We start from the raw sequence: 17567 nt of genomic DNA, 5'->3' as shown, positions 1-17567 counted from the left end.
TCCATGGAGACTACGTTGGAGGTTCTCACGACGCGGCGGAGCCGACGTGATGCTCACCGCCAATGGCCGGATGAGGTCAAGGCACGGATCGTGTCGGAAAGTTTGCGGCCGGGTGTGACGGTGAATGAGGTCGCGGCCCGCCATGGGCTGAAGGCCAATCACCTGTCGACCTGGCGAACGCTGGCACGAGATGGCAAGCTGGTTTTGCCTGAGCCGGAAGACGCCGTCGAATTCGCGGCCATGGTCGTTGAGACACCCCCGCCGGAGCCGCTGAGTGTCAAGACCGCCACGCGCGCCGAGATTGTTGTCGGCCCGGTCACAATCCGTCTTGAGGAGGGTGCGTCTGCTGCCAGGATCGCTGCCATCGCTCGGGCCCTGGCGGCAGCGACATGATCTTCCCCTCGAACCGCGTGCGGATCATGGTGGCGACCAAACCCGTAGACTTCCGCAAGGGGCATGACGGATTGGCGGCACTGGTGAAGAACGAACTGCACAAGGACCCGTTCACAGGAGCGGTCTTCGTGTTCCGGTCCCGCAAGGCGGATCGGCTGAAGCTGATCTACTGGGATGGCACCGGTATCGTCATGGCCTACAAACGGCTTGAAGAGCACAGCTTTACCTGGCCGGGCATCAAGGATGGACTGATGACGCTGACCCACGCCCAGTTCGAAGCCCTGTTTGCGGGCCTTGATTGGCGGCGGGTTCGGGCGGTCGAAACGAGAGCGCCGGTCGCTATCGAATAGCTGCGACACGATGACTCAGCACAATAGATTCCGAGGGTAAATCGGCACAGAATTTGGTAAGTTCCAGTCATGCTGGACACCGCTGATCTTCCCGATGATGTTGCTGCGCTGAAGGCGATGCTGATCGCAGCCCAGGCACGCGAGACGGCCAAGGACGTCGCGATAGCAAGTAAGGACGAGCATATCGCCCGCAAGGATGAGCGGATCGAACGGCTTGAGAAGCTCGTCGCGGCCTTCAAGCAGGCAGCCTTCGGACGCAAATCTGAGAAGACCGATCCCGAGCAATTCGACCTGGCGCTGGAGGACCTGGAGACGGCGATGGCCGCGATCCATGCCGAGGACGAGGCGGACGCTCCTGCTGGCAACAGGGCCACCAAGCCACGGGCGATCAATCGCGGCTCCCTTCCAAAACATCTTCCGCGTGTCGAAGAGGTGATTGAGCCAGAAAGCCTGATCTGCGGCTGCGGCGGTTGCCTGCATTGCATTGGCGAGGATGTCTCAGAGCGACTGGACATCATCCCGGCGCAGTTCCGCGTGATCGTCACTCGTCGCCCCAAATATGCGTGCCGTGCCTGCACAGACGGAGTCGTTCAGGCCCCGGCTCCGGCACGGTTGATCCAGGCAGGGCTACCGACGGAGGCGACCGTCGCCCATGTTCTGGTCTCTAAATATGCCGATCATCTTCCGCTGTATCGGCAGGCTCAGATCATGAGCCGACAGGGCGTCGATCTCGACCGGTCCACACTTGCCGACTGGGTCGGGCGAGCAGCGTTCGAATTACGTCCAGTCTTCGATGCGCTTATTGCCGATCTGAAGCGCTCGCCCAAATTGTTCATGGACGAGACACGTGCTCCGGTTCTTGATCCAGGCTCTCGTAAAACCAAGACCGGATACTTCTGGGCGTTGGCACGGGATGATCGCCCATGGGGCGGCGATGATCCGCCAGGTGTTGCCTTCACCTACGCGCCCGGTCGCGGAGGCATTCATGCTGAACGGATTTTGCAGGGCTTCTCCGGCGTCCTGCAGGTCGATGGCTATGCCGGATACAACAGGCTGATCGCACCAGCGCGTTGGCCCGGACATTCGGCTTGCCTATTGTTGGGCACATGCTCGTCGCAAGCTGGTGGAGATCACCCGCAACGGAACAGCACCCATTGCCGAGGACGGCGTCAGACGGATTGGCGATCTGTACCGGATCGAAGCCGAATTACGCGGCCTTGATCCGGAGGCTCGTCTTGCTGGGCGGCAGGAACGGTCTACACCGCTTGTCGCCGACATGCAGGTTTGGCTCACGCATAACCGCGCCCGTATCGCAGCAAAGTCCCCGCTCGGCGAAGCCCTGGCCTACATCACCAAGTACTGGGATGGTCTCCAACTCTTCCTGACCGACGGTCGCATCGAGATCGACAACAACACCGTCGAGCGAACCATCCGGCCGATAGCCTTAAATCGCAAGAACGCACTCTTCGCAGGCCATGACGCAGGAGCCCAGAACTGGGCGGCCATCGCATCGCTCATCGAGACCTGTAAGCTCAATTCGGTCGATCCGCTAGCCTACTTGACCAGCACACTCGCCGCCATCGTGAATGGTCACAGGCAGAGCCGGATCGATGAATTGTTGCCGTGGGTATTCAAAAGGACCATCAAGCCAGCCACTTGACGGGCTCAGCTCCACCGGCATACTCGTCGTCGTGATACAGAAGCTGGACTTGCGAAATGATCGAAGACGACGAGCCCAATCTGGTGACTTCTGGCAAAAGTAAGAGGATCGTCGTTGATGGCTATCCGTTCTCCATCGACATCTTCCGACTGGAAACCGATACGACATGGACGCTTGAGGTGGTCGACCACAACAACACAAGTCACGTCTGGGACGAGCAATTCCGATCCGACGCAGAGGCACGGGACGTAGCGGTGAAAGCAATTGAGACAGAGGGTGCCCTTGCGTTCATGCGCGGAAACAACGTCATTCCATTCCGCCAAGCGTAAACCGACGTGCTCTCAAAACGGCGCTTACCGAGCATCGAGAATCCGATGCTCTGGACACCCGTGGTGCCCATCGCCGCTTCCGCGGCGCATTCCTAATCGCTGTCATGGAGCCCTCAGCTGACTCGGATAGTAGAATGGATTCGTATCCGAGGGGAATACTGTTTTAGGACGTAACCGCCTTCTCAATCGCTTAAGCTCCAGCCGGCCTAAGACGGTAAGTCGCCCTTTACCTGCGATCCAACCTGCTGTCCGACAGAGCGTTAGTTGCAAGCCCGCTTCGCGAAGCGGTATCACCAACCTCGCGGAGACTTCCCTCGCACCGCGCGCTCCATCTTCGCTCGCCGCCAAAATCGCCATGGTGGAAAGCCAAAGCCGACCGTCTGGGGCATCTAATCGTTCTCGCGCGGTCGCAGCTTTGAGTATGCGCTCCGCTCGCTCCCTCAGCAAATCATCGTCATCAATAGCGAAAGCTTCTTGCGCGGCCAGAACAGTACGACCTGGAAATATTGGCTTCCATGAGTTCGCTCTGGTCCACAGGATAGCAGGTGCGTTATTGGGGCAACGATGAGAGAACGAAATAAGAGCTCCACCACCTTTCCATCCAAAGGGATCGCCGCGCCTTGCGGGCGGATATTTTCGACAGAGGCTGTAAGCTAGCTCCCGTCTCGCCCCTCTGAAGGCTGTGTAAAGGGTCGCGGAACTCACCACCGACCGAACTTCGTGAGGCAGAGGCATAGTCTGAAGGCGCCGCAGACCGGTGTCCGTTGAGGCATAAGCGACGACGATAACCTTGATCAGTCCGTACGATTGCCAGCTCCGAAGGGTCGCCACATGCCCAAATGATTCGAGCATCCTATAAATGCGATCGCCCGAACCTATAAGATCGGTTACCAGCACAATGTGGCTCACTCGATCCTTTCGCAGCTTAGTTGGTCCAGGGTGCGACAATGCAACCCGTGGATTCGCGCGGCAGTAAGCCGTTATCAGCTGGGCGACTATGCCTTCGCTGCCAACCTCCTGGTCTTTCGGATTGACGACAATCGGGGGGACGCCCGGACCCTCAGCTCGACCGTGCCGAGAATTAGGGAAGAATGCAGGAACATCTCCCCACGCTAGTTTCATCGGCCTTTCCGAGTAAAGCGCGATTTTCCGATCCTTGTCCGGTCTCTCTGCTGCAATCTCATCAATGAGCTCGATAATTCCATCACTGAACTTCCGCGAGGAAACAAGTTGAACCTCGTCGAGCACCATTCGCGCAACATCGCGATCCTCTGCCTTGAACTGCTTCAACCATTCCTGCGACGAGGCCAGTCCTGATAATGCACTCATTTATCCCGATCCCGGTATCCAAAAGGCCGATCGTCATCGCTCGTTACGATTACGATATTAGGCACCGTTTGCGAGGTCTACGACCTTCCATCCTTGTATTTGTGCGATCTCCGCAAGCGCAACGAACTCCGACTTCCTTAGAGCAAGGCACAAGAGTTCCCGAGGTCGTGTCACCGCGACGAAGACATTCGTGGCCGCGGCCAACCCTATTTCGGATAATGGCGCGGCCCCTTCAACTCCGAACGCTGTCGGCAAGATGGTTGCCAGATCGAAGCATGATTGGCCTTTTGCGTGCCCTTTCCAGACCTCGCTTTCCATGACCAAGATACCGTCGACCGTCTTCCCTTTAACCGAATGGATAGAGCCGAGACGGATGGTTGCTTGCGATATTGTGACCTGCTTCGTTGCCTGCCTAGCGGGCTCCACCGCATCCGCCTCTTTACCCCCGACGAAACCACAATAGTCGGACACCTCCCCCGGAACAGCCTGTCCGTCGCCTGAGTGCAGTATATGGCGCGTGTCGGGTTCGAATATCCCGAGGAGGTCTCGGCAAAGTTTGCCGATGTCAACGCGCGGCTGGAAGCCAGCACTATTCCCGGTGCCGGCGTTCCGGCCGAGCAATTGAGCTTTGCCTATTCCGTCTCCGGGAGTGCCGGCTGGCGGCCGACACGGGTCTATTCGGATGGACAGAAAACCTACATCCAGTTTCCGCGGTCGATCTCCGGTCAGGATGCACCGGTTCTCTTCGTCGTCTCCGGCGGCCAGAACCGCATCGTCAACTATCGCATGAAGAGCAACATGATGGTGGTCGACTACAATATCGATCGTGCCGTCCTCGTCTCAGGCGTCGGCTGGAAACAGCAGAAAGGTGACCATCAGCAGGGGAGGGCGGTGATGCGGAATCTCCTTCGCCGCAACGCGCACAGCCTCGGCCCCATCCGCTGCTTCGCCGCAGCGAGTGCCCTCGCCTTGCTCCTTTCCGGATGCCAGTCGATGGACACCGGCGGTCTCGTTGCCAGTGCAGCCCCTCCGGAAGTTTCCGGACCGGCGGCAGGCGCCATTGCGGGCGATATGGTCAGCCGGCTTGCTGAGCAGATCGGACAGGGGAAGGCAACCGTTGCGCTCAAACAGGATGGTTCTCCCTTCGGCCAGGCACTTGAAGCTGCGCTGAAGGGATGGGGTTATGCCGTGGTCACCGACCAGAAGACGGATAGCGGCGCGGCCGTCATCGCGCTCGCCTATGTCATCGTTCCCTATGACGGTCAGGTGCTCGCGCGAATTTCGACCAGCAGTGTCGAACTCGGCCGGGCCTACACAGTGACGACATCGGGTGCGACACCGGCAAGCGACCTGTCCCTCATGCGGCGCGGGTGAGGGAGGATATCATGGTGCAGTCTCTCAAACTCGGTGGTGCGCAAAACAGTCAGGCCGCATCCGGCATAAAGCGGGTAAACCGCGTGCCGGTAATCCTTGTCATTGTGCTGTTGATTGCCTTTCTCGGCATCATCTTCTTTGGGCTCGCCTCACGCGGGCTCTACTTCGGCAACGATAGCGGCCCGGAAACGAGCTCAGGCAATCCGGCCTCGACCTATGCCGACCAGATCAAGCGCGGCGTCACCGACGGCATCATTGGCGAGCCACAGCAGCAGGAAACGTTTCAGCCGACGCCGGTCGAGACGAAACAGGCCGAGGAGAAGGCGGCAAATCCCTTCACGCAGCAGCCGGAACAGAGACAGGAGCAACGGCGGGGGCAGGAACTGGAACCGGAGGAAGTGTGGCGGGCACGGCTTGCCCGGGAACAACAGGAACAGGTCCTGCGCGAGCAGCAGCGGCAGCGCATGGCCCGGATGCAGGCGCGGGACTCCGCCTATGACGCGCCGCTTGCCATCGATCGCGGCAAGCTGGAAGCGCGGTCGGAAAGAGATGAGGGCGCCGGAGCCCGAACGACGACAGTCGCCGCGAACGGAAACGCATCCGACCTTTACGCCGCAGCCTTGCGCGCCGGTTTGGGCGGGCAGAACGTCGACCCAAACGGACAGAGCTCCAAGGAAGATTTCTTCAATGCCGATCTCAAGGATCTCGGATATCTGCCGAATCGTGTCGTGCCGCAGCAGTCCCTGTACGAACTGAAACGAGGCTCGGTCATTCCGGCGACATTGATCACGGGCATCAACTCCGATCTGCCGGGGCGGATTACCGCGCAGGTCAGCCAGAATGTTTATGACAGCGCAACGGGCCACCGCCTGCTGGTGCCACAGGGCACGAAACTGTTAGGACGCTACGACAGCAAGGTCTCGTTCGGCCAGAGCCGGGTTCTCGTCGTTTGGTCCGATATCATCTTCCCGAACGGATCGACGCTGCAGATCGGCGGGATGGCCGGCACGGATGCGGAAGGCTACGGCGGCTTCAAGGACAAGGTGAACAACCACTATCTCAAAACCTTCGGCTCAGCGGTCATGATTGCCCTGATCGGAACGGGCATCGATATGGCCGTGCCGCAGAGCTCCACGCTCGCGACACAGGATACGGCATCCGATGCCGCAAGGCGCAACTTCGCTGAAACATTCGGGCGGGTGGCCGACCGCACGATCCAACGGAATATGGATGTGCAGCCAACGTTGCAGATTCGGCCCGGCTACAAATTCAATGTCCTTGTAGATCAAGATATTGTGTTTCCGGGTCAGTACCGTTGAAAGGCGACGGGCTCCGCTCTGCTAGGCCCGCTTCGGCAACGCTCTATGCCAACAACACGCTGGACTTCCGCCCGCGACAAGCCTTTCCAGAGCGTGGAAGGAGTTATTCAGGACCCGCTGATCATTCGCGCTAATTGAGGTTCCAGCGGCGGCTTGTCGTCAAAGCTTCCAATTCGGTAACCGTTAAACATGCTAGACCCAATGCAGGTTACCGCTTTGCAGTCAGCTGCAACATCCTCGTGTCTGGATGACAGTTGAAATGCTCGAACATCTGGTCGGCGGGCCTTCAATACCGTGACATCGTGGTAAGTGCAGATCATCGAGTTGTCGCGGACTTTCTGTTCATGATCAATCTGGCTGACGAAAATTGCTTCAAACGAGTTGATTTCAAATTTCCAGTCGACCGAAGGTGTTTACAAGAGTGAGAGTTTCATAATGATAGGCCCGGCATGAGCTGGAGAGCATCCCCGGTGGTGCCTTATGGACCTCCGGACTTCGACAATCGCCGTAGGTGCCGGCTCCAAAAGGAATAATCAGTGCGGTATTCACACGTTGAGGCGTTCAGGGCGGTCATGATGTCTGGGTCGACGACTGCCGCGGCGGAAATCCTTCACACCTCGCAACCGAATGTCAGCAGATCAATTTCACAACTGGAACGAGAAACAGGCTTGAAGTTATTCGAGCGAATACCAGGAAAACTTGTTCCGACGAGCGACGGGCTCTTGTTCTTCAAAGACGTACAGAGAAGTTTCGCTGGTCTTAGACACCTGGAGGAAGCCGCCAAGCGCATTAGAAGGTTTAGCGGCGGCTCGTTGACCGTAGCCGCCATACAAATCTTGGCTCTAGGCCTTATTCCCAGAACGATAAAGCATTTTGCGGCAAGCTATCCGGAGGCGAGCTTGGCGATCCACACGGGGCATTCATCTGCGGTGACACAATGGGTAGACGATCAGATCTGCGACATCGGTCTGGTATCTCAACTGAACGAAACCTTTGGAGTGGATCATGAGCACTTGTATCAGCTTGAGGCTGTTTGCGTGATGCCTCGCGGCCATCGTCTGGAAGACAAATCCAGTATAAGCCCCGGCGACCTCGCTGAAGAGCCCTTCATATCGGTGCCACGCAACGAGTTCGGGCATTCCGAGATCGACGCCCTTTTTGAGAATGAAAGCATTACTCGGCAAATAAACTTAGAAACGTCCTACAGTTCCATCACCTGCTCTCTCGTTGCTCAAGGATTAGGGGTTGCTGTCGTGAATCCCCTCGCAGCGCTTGACTATCGCCACACCCCTATCGTTACCAGACCTTTCAGCCCTTCAATTATTCATAACGGCTATGTCATTTTCCACAAGGGCAGACGCAATGATCGGCTCATTACGAGCTTTATTGACACGCTAAAGGCCGCTCTTTGTAACGACCTCGATGCGCTGGCTAGCTCGGCCCGACAACAGCATTTTCCGGACCTCTATGCCCGAGGCTGATTTTGCGTTTGAGCAGTCGATAACGAAATGACATACCAACTCGAGCCTACTTTACGGACATGTGCCTGAACTGCAACCAGTTCCAAGCCAACTTTTGACAAAGCTCATATCATTTTTGCATACACCCCCCCTTTATTTATATTTGCCTGCCACAGTTTCTCCGCCTAGCTTTTAGTGGCGAGGCGGCCTCCAATGCGCGAACCCGCCGCCGACAACCACCAAAATAAGGGGAACAAGGATGAATACCAAAATCGTTATCGCGTTGCTCGGAGGGACGCTGTTGGGCTCGCCCGCGCTTGCAAAAGATACTCTTTATTTTGCGGGCTACTCCGGTGACTTTCAGACCATGTTTGAAAAGGAAATTGCTCCGGAGTTTGAGGCGAAAAACGACGTCGACGTGGTCTACGTGGCAGGTAACTCCAGCGAAACAATCGCTAAGCTTCAGGCCCAAAGGGGAAACCAGCAAATCAATATTGCACTGGTCGATGACGGCCCGATGCACCAGGCTGTTCAGTTGGGCCTCTGTGCCGACGTCGCAAGCGCGCCCGTTTACGATGATCTTTACGATTTCAGCAAACCCGCAGTTTTCAAAGGAAAAGCGATCGGTATTGGGCTGGTAGCAACAGGTATCGCTTACAATAAAGATCTGTTTACAAAGAATGGGTGGTCCGCGCCAACCTCCTGGACAGACCTTACTGACAAGAAATTCGAGAAGCGTGTGGCGTCAAATCCGATCTCCGGAACCTACGGGCTTTACACGGTGGTGATGTTTGCTCGATTGAATGGTGGGAGCGAGAAAAACATTGAACCAGGTTTCAACGCTGTCCGCGATAGTCTTGCTCCGAATGTACTGAGTTGGTCCTCCTCGAATGCTCAGCTTGCCCAAATGTTTCAGAACGGCGACATTGATCTCGGCGTATGGGGCAGTGCCCGTGCGGTAGCAATGAAAAAAACAGGCTTCCCGCTAGAGTTTGTCTATCCGAAAGAAGGCGCGCCAACACTCATCTCCGCTGCCTGTGCTGTGGCGGACAACAAAATTCCGGATAAAGCTCAGGCTATGCTCGAGTATTTGGCGTCACCAGACGTTCAAGCGAAGCTTGCAACCCAAGGATTTGGACCGACTAACCGTAACACGAAACTGGAGTCGACCCTCGCAGACGAAGTTCCATACGGCGAAGAGAAAATGTCGAAATTGCTCGAGATGGACTGGGTAACGATCAACCAGAACCGTGCCAATTGGACCAAGGAATGGACGCGAACAGTCCAATAATAGCGGAGCGCGCTAGGGCGCGCTTCCCTTTTTCTGTCCTTGAGCATGAGTTCAATAAATGACTAAAATATCCATTCGCGGTCTTTCAAAGACCTATGCAGGACAGGTACACGCTGTTCGCAAAGTAGACCTCGACGTCGAGAGCGGTGAGTTTATCTCCCTTCTCGGTTCCTCCGGATGCGGCAAAACTACGACCCTTCAAATGGTCGCAGGATTTGTACCTCCTACCGCCGGAACGGTTATCGTTGATGGCCAAGATATTACCAGAGCGGCTCCGGAAAAGCGCGATATGGGCGTTGTGTTTCAGAGTTACGCGCTTTTCCCGCATATGACAGTTGCTCAGAACGTCGGGTTCGGCCTCGAGATGCGCAAGATCCAGCGGCCTGAACTCGATAATCGCGTTTCGGAAGCTCTTTCCATGGTTCGTCTTTCCGGCCTGGAAACACGCTACCCCAGCGAACTCTCCGGAGGCCAGCGGCAGCGTGTAGCCATCGCACGAGTTCTTGCAATACACCCTCGAGTTCTTTTGCTCGACGAACCGATGTCGAACCTTGACGCCAAGCTTCGAGGTGAAATGCATGTGGAGCTGCGTGCCCTCCAACGGCGCCTTGGAATAACTACCATACTTGTAACCCACGACCAAGTCGAGGCGATGACGATGAGCGATCGCATCGCTGTCATGGCGAATGGAAGTATTGCTGAGCTGGGCAGGCCTCAACAGATCTACGACCACCCAACCTCAGAATTCGCGCTGAAATTCCTTGGCCAAGCGAATGTCTTTGAGGGCGAGATCGTCGGACTTGATAACGACGATGCGTCAGTCCGCATTGGAACTACAACGGTTCGCATAAAGATCACAGAGGCGGCTCGGGGCAGCAGGGTGAATCTCTACATTCGTCCTGAGCGACTACGAATCTGTCCGGCGCACCAAGGTGTGATTGGGGGTAGTGTACTCACGCGCCTTTTCCTTGGCGGAATATGGTTCTTCGAGATCGACAGCGAGATCGGGAAGCTTCGACTGACTTCAGTCAACACTGGTGCGGCACTCCCGCAAGAGGGCGAAAAAATCGACCTTTCTTGGGAATCAGGTGACGTTCAGTATTTGTCACCGGAGACCTTCCATGGCTGAGATTACGAAAACGAGCGGTCAGCAATGGATCCTTTCCCTGCCAGCCATTGCTTTATTCCTCGGCCTCTTGGTCGTTCCGCTCACATTGACCGGCTTACTGTCGTTTAACGCATATGACCCGACTACCGGGTCACAAGACGGCTTTACGCTCTCGAATTACATCGACGTTTTTTCCGACCGTTACTATTATGAGTTGTTCATACGAACCGCTTTGATGTCGTTGGGCGTCACCGTCATCTGTGTTCTTCTCGGTGTGCCTGAAACGATTATTCTTTCCCGTATGCGACCCGGTTGGCAGGGCGCATTCTTCGTCGCAATCCTTGGTCCTCTCCTGATCTCGGTTGTCGTCCGAACCTTGGGGTGGACAATCATCCTGGGAAGAGGCGGCTTGATCAATAACGCAATTGTCTCGATCGGCATCACGAACGCACCAATTCAGTTCATGTTTAACATGACTGGTGTCGTGATTGTGCTTACGCACGTGATGTTGCCGTTCATGATTATATCGGTTTGGAGCACGCTTCAGAAACTTGATCCGCAGGTCGCTCACGCAGCTCGCTCCCTTGGCGCAGGCCCTGTGACGACATTTTGGAGAATTATCCTTCCTCAGTTGCTGCCAGGGATATTGTCTGGAGCGATCATAGTGTTCACGCTTTGCGCATCAGCCTTCGCGACGCCCGCTCTGATTGGGGGTAACCGCGTCAAAGTCGTTACGACTTCGATCTACGATGAATTTCTAACATCGCTCAATTGGCCGCTTGGCGCTGCCATCGCTGTACTTCTTCTTATCGGCATCGTTCTCGTCGTAATTGGTAGCAATCGAGCAATTGAGCGCAAATTCAGGCAGGTTTTCGCATGAGCAATCGAGGCATTGGAAAAAACGGACCAATCGCGTTGGCATTCCACGCAATTTTCACATTATTCATTGCAGCACCATTGCTGGTAATCATGCTCGTCTCGTTCTCGGACAAAGGCTTCATATCGATGCCGTTCGACGGTGCATCGCTTCGCTGGTATCGCGCTATAGTTGACGCTCCTGAATTGACAAACGCCTTCTGGCTTTCCGTTTGGCTGGGTTTGGGATCAGCAACCTTAGCGACCGTGGTATCGATTCCTGCCGCGATCGCCATTTCTCGTTACCGGTTCATTGGTCGCGATGCCCTTACGGCCTTGCTGCTGTCGCCTTTGATGATTCCCCACGTGGTACTTGGAGTGGCGTTTCTCCGATTCTTCTCATTGATGGGATGGACAGGATCTTTCTTTGCTTTGCTTTTGGTTCATGCACTCATCGTTGTGCCCTATTCGCTTCGCCTGACATTGGGCGCCATAATCGGGCTTGATCGAGATGCAGAGTTGGCAGCGCGTTCGCTGGGCGCATCTCGTTGGACGTCGTTCCGTCGAATTCTTCTCCCGCTCATCATGCCGGGTGTCGTCGGTGGATGGGTTCTCGCATTCATCCAGAGCTTCGACGAGGTGACGATGACAGTGTTTGTCGCAACCCCCGGCACCACCACGCTACCCGTCGCACTGTACCACCGAGTTGCCCTTCTGACCGATCCAGTCACGACTTCCGTCTCGACGGTGATGATCGTTGGTACAATGTTGATGATGTTCATTCTTGATCGAGCCGTCGGTCTGAACAAGGTGCTGATCGGCAAAAAGTAAACCGTAGCTACAAGAAATATCCGTCTCCGTACATCGCGGGGAAGGAAGATCTGCGTCCTATTGAAATGAAGTGGCCCGGAGGGCGGTGGGAAATGAACGATCAACTAACCATTGTAGGTGGCGGGCTCGTCGGAGCGGCGATCGCCTATGGCGCAGCCCGCAGAGGTATCAAGGTCCGCGTTCTGGATCAAGGAGACACCGCCTTTCGCGCGTCGCGCGGGAATTTCGGTTTGGTTTGGCTGTCGAGCAAAGGTGCCGGAATGTCGCGCTACGTCCGATGGACGAGAGACGCGGTAAAGCTTTGGGCTGACTTTCACAAAGAACTGCTAGAGATCACCGGCGTCGACTCTGGGTTGCAGCAAAAAGGAGGGTTCTGGTTAGGCTTTAGCGAGCAGGAAATTGAAAAAAGAGCGAATCTGCTTGCTAAGATCGACCGTGAGGTTGGTGACGTGCCTTTTCAGATGATGACCCCCTCAGAGCTCAAGGAATACCTTCCAGGGTTGGGTCCTAAGGTTGTCGGTGGCAGTTTTGGAACTCACGACGGCCAAGCCAATCCGCTGATGCTTTTACGCGCGCTTCACGCGGGGCTTCGAGAAAAAGGTGCTGAGGTAATCACTGGCACGGACGTGATCGAACTTCGTCACGACGCTGATCGCCGAAAGTTCACAGTCAAAGCCCGGGACGGTCAGAGCTGGGTGAGCGACAGGTTGGTGTTGGCCGCAGGGCTTGGAATTGCAAAGCTGGCCAATCAAGTTGGGATACATGCACCGGTGACCACAACCCGTGGGCAGGTATTGATAACGGAACGTTTAAAGCCGTTTCTGGAATACCCGACTAACAAAGCCCGGCAGACGCAGGAGGGATCCGTTCAGATTGGTTCTACGTCCGAAGATGTAGGATTCGACGATCGTACGACGACTGAAAAGGTCGAATGGCTCGCGCGTCGGGCGGTCGACACCTTCCCGGCGCTGGGCAATGCGCGTCTGGTCCGTGCATGGGGCGCTCTGCGGCCCCTAACGCCGGACGGATACCCAGTTTATCAAGCGTCTCAAACATGCCCTGGTGCATATGTTGCCATCTGTCACAGTGGCGTGACCCTTGCGTCGGTCCATTCTTACGTCCTCGGCCCATGGATGGGCGGATTAACGGATGCGCCTGCGGATTTCGAGCCGTTCGAGAGCAAGCGCTTTCTCGATCCAAATGCGAGTTTCACCCATGATCACTAAGCCCCTTTTCATTGTATCCGAAGCATCACAGAGATCGGTCTCCATCAGTTTCGACAGTCAAACGATCCACGTTCCTGAGGGTATCAGCGTTGCCGCCGCATTGCTTGCGGGAGGTATCCGCGAGTTTCGGTCCAGTATTGTTGGAGGCGTTCCGCGCGCCCCATATTGCATGATGGGTGTCTGTTTCGAGTGTCTTGTGGAGATCGACGGCGTGCCGGCGCGCCAGAGTTGTTTGGTTCCGGTTCGCGAAGGAATGGAAGTCAAGCGTCAGATCGGGGCTCCCGAATTGATTCATTCGAATGGAGATCACGATGACTGAGCACACAGCAGACCTTGTCGTCGTCGGTTCGGGTCCCGCGGGGATGGCAGCCGCCTCCGAGGCCGTCAGCCTCGGATTGTCTGTCTCCGTCCTCGACGAGCAACTAGAAATAGGCGGTCAGATTTATCGTCGCGTCGAGAAGGCTCCGCGCAATCTCCTGGGCATCCTCGGTCCGGACTATTCTGCTGGCAAACGTCTCGCTGACGAATTCAGAAAGAGTGGGTCTAACTATATAGGGGGAGCCACGGTATGGAATGTGACGACGGAAGGGGTCGTAGACTACGTGGCGGACGGGCATGCTGCACAGGTGGCGGGGCGATACGTTTTGTTGGCAAGTGGCGCTATGGAGCGTCCTTTTCCGATTGAGGGTTGGACGCTGCCGGGTGTGATGAGCGCTGGGGCGGGGCAAATTATGCTCAAGGGCGCCGGAGCACTGCCGAAGGATCCGGTTGTCATGGCAGGATGTGGTCCGTTGCTCTACCTGCTCGCGTGGCAGTACATTCGAGCAGGGGCCCAAATTGCCGCCGTCGTCGATACGACTCCTCGAGGAGCGTACTGGCAAGCGTTGCGCCGCACGACCGGCGCTTTAGCAGGCTGGCGGGATCTGGCAAAGGGGCTAAAGTTGCTATCGGCTATCAGGCGCGCTGGTGTTCGCGTCTACTCGGCAGCCAGCAGTTTAAAGGTTGAGGGTTCGACACGAGCAGAAGGACTTAGTTTCGAAGTCCGAGGCAGCACGAAGACTATCCCTGCTTCGCTCGTTCTGCTCCATCAGGGCGTGGTTCCAAATACTCAGTTGAGTTGGTCAACAGGCTCTGAGCACACGTGGGACAAGGAACAGCTATGTTGGAGGCCGGTAACCGACGATGCGGGCAGAGTCGGTAACACCAACCTCTACGTTGCGGGCGACTGCCGCGGGATCGTGGGAGCAAACGCCTCTGCAGTCCAAGGAAGGCTTGCGGCGTTATCAATTGCAGGAAATCTTGGATCCAGCGTGGAAAGGCGTCGTGAAGAGGCGCTGAAAGCCGAGTTGAGGAAATTCACTGCAATCCGGCCCTTTCTCGACACATTATACAGGCCCCAGGACGAGAACCGCATCCCTCCGGATCATGTGGTTGTCTGCCGCTGTGAGGAGGTCTCAGCGGGACAGATCCGGAAATACGTTGAGCTCGGTTGCCTTGGCCCTAACCAGACAAAAGCCTTTGGTCGTTGCGGGATGGGACCATGCCAAGGCCGACTTTGCGGCCTTACGGTAACAGAGGTCATTTCAGAAGCACGAACCGTGGAGCCATCCGAAGTTGGCTACTACCGGGTCCGCTCACCTATCAAACCAATTCTCCTTGGAAATTTTTCCGACTGAGCAGTGAAGCGAAGGACAAACGAACGATGAATAACGATATCACCCGACTTGAGACAGACCCGCGCCGTAGTCGCGCCGTAGTTTATAATGGTATAGTCTTTGTCGGCGGGATGACCGCAGATGACCGCACCCAGGATATTACTGGACAAACCAAGCAGACGTTGGCGAAGATCGAAAGCTACCTAGAGAAAGCCGGTACCGATAAGAGCCGGCTTCTTACCGCGCAAATTTGGATCAAGAATCTGGAGCGGGATTTCGAAGCCATGAATGCGGTATGGAATGCTTGGACCGCTCCAAACTCCGCTTCGACGCGCGCAACTGCTCAAGCAGAGATGGGCGCGCCTGACGTGCTGGTTGAGATTATTGTGACGGCAGCAGTTGCACCGAACTGACCTACAATTTTCTACGGTGTCAACGACCCAAAACGGGCTGCCTTCCTTCGAGAGGGCGGGCCGTCTTTTCATCAAGGCTATCAGGTCCATCCGGCGGGTCGTTCGGGCGGAGGTGGGTTTCAGGAAACTGCTCCCATGCGGCAGGCGGAACTTTGCTAAAATCCTCAGGCCAGCAGCGGCTCGAGGACTTGAGCGATTCGAAATGAGCTTTGCAAGAGGTCTCGCATCGATACGGGCCCCTAGAAATACCAGCTGGCATTCAATTAGCCAAAGCCAAGTTCCATAAGATATATTATACAACTTATAGTTGCTTTTGTGCGTCACTATGGCTACAAGGAGTTTAGTGTGACCTGTCCCACCTGACACTGGTACGGAGTATCTAAATGCAGCACTGGCTTGATAAGCTAACGGATCTCGCAGCGCTTCGCGGCGACGAGACCATCCTGAAGGACGGCCTGAGCCACCTCGCCGAGCAGGCGGGGTTCGGCGGCTATGCCTATCTATACATCCGCCCGGGTCATACGGTCGCCGCATCCAATTATCACCCCGAATGGCGGACACTCTATTTCAAAAGGAAGTTCGAAGCCGTCGATCCCATAGTCAATCGCGCCAAGTCTCTGAAGCAGGCGTTTTCGTGGAGCGGCGAATTGGAGCGAAGGCGCCTTTCAAAGGAAGAGCGCGAATTTTTCGATCGCGCTGCCGACTTCGGCATCCGCTCAGGAATTACCATTCCCATCAGGGCAGCGAACGGCTCGACCTCCATGTTCACGTTGGCTTCAGACATGACCGAAATCCAACTTGAGCGGGAGATCAATCCGGTCGCAGCGGCGGCGGCGGTCGGCCAACTTCATACCCGAATGTCATTGTTGCCACTGACGCCAACGGAGCAACACCCGGACTACCTCGACCCAAAAGAGGCTGCCTACCTGAACTGGATCGCCGTCGGCAAAACCATGGACGAAGCCGCGGATCTGGAAGGGGTCAAGTACAATTCAGTGAAAAGTAAAATCGAGGAAACTCGAAAGCGGCTTCATGTCCATACCATGCCGCATCTTGTGGCGCTGGCTATCCGCGCCGGCCTGATCTGAGAACCGCGATCAATTGACGGACACGTTCGGGATATAGCCGAGAAGCCCGATAAGCGTGTTCAACGCGCCCATCTGAGCATGCATCTCGATCATCGCTTCAATGTATTCAAGGTGCTGCGCGCCACCCGCAGCCTTACCGGTCCTATAGTCCTGCGGGAGGGCCTTAAACAGCTGATCCGCCTTCTCCAAGAGCTGCCTGTGAAGCCGAATGGCACTCACTGCTAACAGCTCAAGCTCGCCGCTTGGCAGCCCGCGCGTTAGCCCAATCACCGGCCGAAGCTCGCATGCTCCAGATACTGTGGCATCTTGAAATTCCATGGTGATCCACCCCTTCAGATACTGTCTGCGGTACGCCCCCGCAAACATTTACTCTGATCCCAAGCCGGGGGTTGGAAAACTGTATCTGGACAGTCCTGCGACCTTTAGCACCGGAGCACCTGGACATACGTCGCACGCCCACCAGCCAATGGCCAGAGGATTTCGGTGTCGCCTCGGCCGACACCAGCCGCCAGATAGAGGTTTCCACACCTCGGGGCAGCGCGTACTGCCCTGTTCGCCCTTATAAAGGGCTGATGCAATTTTCGCTAGAGCGATGGAAAGACAAACATTTTGCAGATCTGTAGAAAAGTAGGGACCTTCGAGACATCCTGTTTTTGACTTTCGATCACAAGGATAATCGCGATGATGACATTCCGACGGGAAGTTTCACATAAGCTGCGCGTTCTTCAACATGCCGACCGTCACGGTGACGTTTCGCAAACCTGCCGCTATTTCGGTATTGGCAGAGCCAGCTTTTATCGATGGAAATCGGCTTTCGAGCGCTTTGGCGAGGCCGGGCTTGAGAACCGATCCTGCGCACCAAAAAACCCCGCTAGATCGTGTCCCG

The 17567-nt window shown here is 56.1% G+C and carries 18 protein-coding genes and 2 pseudogenes; 18 read left to right on the top strand and 2 right to left on the bottom strand.

Going from position 1 to position 17567, the window contains the following annotated elements:
• The 4 genes and pseudogenes from tnpA to AGR2A_RS24725 form a co-directional block, all read left to right on the top strand.
• The coding region (tnpA, locus tag AGR2A_RS24740) for an IS66-like element accessory protein TnpA (RefSeq protein WP_353615850.1) at window positions 1–393 on the top strand (393 nt) is incomplete at its 5' end.
• Window positions 390–743: an IS66 family insertion sequence element accessory protein TnpB gene (tnpB, locus tag AGR2A_RS24735; protein WP_080823176.1), complete on the top strand. Its 354-nt coding sequence runs from the start codon at window positions 390–392 to the stop codon at window positions 741–743. The genes tnpA and tnpB, both read left to right, overlap by 4 nt.
• A gap of 69 nt (window positions 744–812) precedes the next feature.
• Window positions 813–2403 (top strand): annotated as a pseudogene (tnpC, locus tag AGR2A_RS24730) (IS66 family transposase).
• Window positions 2404–2459: 56 nt separating this feature from the next.
• Window positions 2460–2732 (top strand): hypothetical protein, encoded by a 273-nt coding sequence (locus tag AGR2A_RS24725; RefSeq protein ID WP_034498049.1) that lies wholly within the window; start codon window positions 2460–2462, stop codon window positions 2730–2732.
• A 102-nt stretch (window positions 2733–2834) separates the two neighbouring features.
• On the opposite strand, the gene AGR2A_RS30470 is transcribed toward AGR2A_RS24725, so the two are convergent.
• A complete protein-coding gene (locus AGR2A_RS30470; protein ID WP_072493539.1) occupies window positions 2835–4061 on the bottom strand; it encodes a phosphoribosyltransferase-like protein in 1227 nt (408 codons plus the stop codon).
• A gap of 504 nt (window positions 4062–4565) precedes the next feature.
• Between AGR2A_RS30470 and AGR2A_RS24710 the strand changes: the two are divergent.
• The 13 genes and pseudogenes from AGR2A_RS24710 to traR all read left to right on the top strand — a co-directional run.
• A pseudogene (locus tag AGR2A_RS24710) lies at window positions 4566–4956 on the top strand (TrbG/VirB9 family P-type conjugative transfer protein); the annotation flags it as partial.
• Entirely contained in the window at window positions 4956–5435 is a 480-nt protein-coding gene (gene trbH / locus AGR2A_RS24705) for a conjugal transfer protein TrbH (protein WP_072493537.1), read from the top strand. The pseudogene AGR2A_RS24710 and the gene trbH, both read left to right, overlap by 1 nt.
• Window positions 5436–5446: 11 nt before the next feature.
• Window positions 5447–6754, top strand: a complete 1308-nt coding sequence (gene trbI, locus AGR2A_RS24700) for an IncP-type conjugal transfer protein TrbI (RefSeq protein ID WP_072493536.1) — start codon at window positions 5447–5449, stop codon at window positions 6752–6754.
• A gap of 536 nt (window positions 6755–7290) precedes the next feature.
• Window positions 7291–8235 carry a LysR substrate-binding domain-containing protein gene (locus tag AGR2A_RS24695; RefSeq protein ID WP_187306678.1) on the top strand — a complete coding sequence of 315 codons (945 nt, stop codon included), beginning with the start codon at window positions 7291–7293 and terminating at the stop codon, window positions 8233–8235.
• Window positions 8236–8473: 238 nt separating this feature from the next.
• Complete coding sequence (locus tag AGR2A_RS24690; RefSeq protein WP_072493535.1) at window positions 8474–9505, top strand: ABC transporter substrate-binding protein; 1032 nt, start codon at window positions 8474–8476, stop codon at window positions 9503–9505.
• A gap of 58 nt (window positions 9506–9563) precedes the next feature.
• Window positions 9564–10634 carry an ABC transporter ATP-binding protein gene (locus tag AGR2A_RS24685; RefSeq protein ID WP_072493534.1) on the top strand — a complete coding sequence of 357 codons (1071 nt, stop codon included), beginning with the start codon at window positions 9564–9566 and terminating at the stop codon, window positions 10632–10634.
• Complete coding sequence (locus tag AGR2A_RS24680) at window positions 10627–11493, top strand: ABC transporter permease (RefSeq protein ID WP_072493533.1); 867 nt, start codon at window positions 10627–10629, stop codon at window positions 11491–11493. The genes AGR2A_RS24685 and AGR2A_RS24680 overlap by 8 nt, the downstream gene beginning before the upstream one ends.
• Window positions 11494–11504: 11 nt before the next feature.
• Window positions 11505–12299 (top strand): ABC transporter permease, encoded by a 795-nt coding sequence (locus AGR2A_RS24675; protein ID WP_072493672.1) that lies wholly within the window; start codon window positions 11505–11507, stop codon window positions 12297–12299.
• A 92-nt stretch (window positions 12300–12391) separates the two neighbouring features.
• Window positions 12392–13525, top strand: coding sequence for an NAD(P)/FAD-dependent oxidoreductase (locus tag AGR2A_RS24670; RefSeq protein ID WP_072493671.1), 1134 nt, complete (start codon window positions 12392–12394; stop codon window positions 13523–13525).
• Entirely contained in the window at window positions 13515–13844 is a 330-nt protein-coding gene (locus AGR2A_RS24665; RefSeq protein WP_072493532.1) for a (2Fe-2S)-binding protein, read from the top strand. Before AGR2A_RS24670 ends, AGR2A_RS24665 begins: the two co-directional genes overlap by 11 nt.
• Entirely contained in the window at window positions 13837–15201 is a 1365-nt protein-coding gene (locus AGR2A_RS24660; RefSeq protein WP_072493531.1) for an NAD(P)/FAD-dependent oxidoreductase, read from the top strand. Before AGR2A_RS24665 ends, AGR2A_RS24660 begins: the two co-directional genes overlap by 8 nt.
• Before the next feature lie 26 nt (window positions 15202–15227).
• On the top strand, window positions 15228–15593 hold the full coding sequence (locus tag AGR2A_RS24655; protein ID WP_080823489.1) for a RidA family protein: 366 nt from the start codon (window positions 15228–15230) through the stop codon (window positions 15591–15593).
• Between the two features lie 383 nt (window positions 15594–15976).
• The gene (gene traR, locus AGR2A_RS24650) at window positions 15977–16681 is read left to right on the top strand and encodes an autoinducer-binding transcriptional regulator TraR (RefSeq protein ID WP_072493529.1); all 705 of its coding nucleotides are present in this window, start codon (window positions 15977–15979) and stop codon (window positions 16679–16681) included.
• 9 nt (window positions 16682–16690) lie between these two features.
• Here traR and AGR2A_RS24645 read toward each other — a convergent pair whose 3' ends face one another.
• Window positions 16691–16999, bottom strand: a complete 309-nt coding sequence (locus tag AGR2A_RS24645) for a transcriptional repressor TraM (protein WP_072493670.1) — start codon at window positions 16997–16999, stop codon at window positions 16691–16693.
• Between the two features lie 363 nt (window positions 17000–17362).
• Between AGR2A_RS24645 and AGR2A_RS24640 the strand changes: the two genes are divergently transcribed.
• The coding region (locus tag AGR2A_RS24640) for a helix-turn-helix domain-containing protein (RefSeq protein ID WP_139786420.1) at window positions 17363–17567 on the top strand (205 nt) is incomplete at its 3' end.

This window comes from Agrobacterium genomosp. 2 str. CFBP 5494 (assembly GCF_900013495.1).
GTDB classification, from domain to species: Bacteria; Pseudomonadota; Alphaproteobacteria; order Rhizobiales; family Rhizobiaceae; genus Agrobacterium; species Agrobacterium pusense.
The sequence above is the reverse complement of the archived record's forward strand: the minus strand, read 5'-3'. Positions and strand labels throughout refer to the sequence as shown.